The sequence below is a fragment of the Micromonospora sp. NPDC049047 genome, assembly GCF_040649135.1.
Taxonomy (GTDB): Bacteria; Actinomycetota; Actinomycetes; order Mycobacteriales; family Micromonosporaceae; genus Micromonospora.
Window position 1 is genome coordinate 1 of record NZ_JBEZEY010000057.1, and the last position, 1,150, is coordinate 1,150.

Consider the following 1,150-nt stretch of genomic DNA (forward strand, 5'->3'; position numbering starts at 1 on the left):
AAAAAATACTAACAATAGAAATATAAAACAAAAGCTTACTACGCTCATTATTAGTAATTTAGCCATTTTGACACCTTCTTTCAATTATTTATAATAAACAATTGACACCAATATTACAATTGTAATATTATTAATTTGTAAAAATTACAACTGTAATATTGGAGGGTTTATTTTGAAAAAGTTAATATTTTTAATTGCAATTGCTTTAGTTTTAAGTGCATGTAATTCAAACAGTTCACATGCCAAAGAGTTAAATGATTTAGAAAAAAAATATAATGCTCATATTGGTGTTTATGCTTTAGATACTAAAAGTGGTAAGGAAGTAAAATTTAATTCAGATAAGAGATTTGCCTATGCTTCGACTTCAAAAGCGATAAATAGTGCTATTTTGTTAGAACAAGTACCTTATAATAAGTTAAATAAAAAAATACATATTAACAAAGATGATATAGTTGCTTATTCTCCTATTTTAGAAAAATATGTAGGAAAAGATATCACTTTAAAAGAACTTATTGAGGCTTCAATGGCATATAGTGATAATACAGCAAACAATAAAATTATAAAAGAAATTGGTGGAATCAAAAAAGTTAAACAACGTCTAAAAGAACTAGGAGATAAAGTAACAAATCCAGTTAGATATGAGATAGAATTAAATTACTATTCACCAAAGAGCAAAAAAGATACTTCAACACCTGCTGCTTTCGGTAAGACTTTAAATAAACTTATCGCAAATGGAAAATTAAGCAAAGAAAACAAAAAATTCTTACTTGATTTAATGTTAAATAATAAAAGCGGAGATACTTTAATTAAAGACGGTGTTTCAAAAGACTGTAAGGTTGCTGATAAAAGTGGTCAAGCAATAACATATGCTTCTAGAAATGATGTTGCTTTTGTTTATCCTAAGGGCCAATCTGAACCTATTGTTTTAGTCATTTTTACGAATAAAGACAATAAAAGTGATAAGCCAAATGATAAGTTGATAAGTGAAACCGCCAAGAGTGTAATGAAGGAATTTTAATATTCTAAATGGTTCTGTTGCAAAGTTGAATTTATAATATAATTTTAACAAAAAGGAGTCTTCTGTATGAACTATTTCAGATATAAACAATTTAACAAGGATGTTATCACTGTAGCCGTTGGCTACTATCTA

1 protein-coding gene is annotated in these 1,150 nt (G+C 26.8%); it reads left to right on the forward strand.

The window, feature by feature from the left end; all coding sequences use genetic code 11:
• Nucleotides 1-172 precede the first annotated feature (172 nt).
• Nucleotides 173-1,018 carry a penicillin-hydrolyzing class A beta-lactamase BlaZ gene (gene blaZ, locus AB0B86_RS33500; RefSeq protein WP_000733274.1) on the forward strand — a complete coding sequence of 282 codons (846 nt, stop codon included), beginning with the start codon at nucleotides 173-175 and terminating at the stop codon, nucleotides 1,016-1,018.
• Nucleotides 1,019-1,150 lie beyond the last annotated feature (132 nt).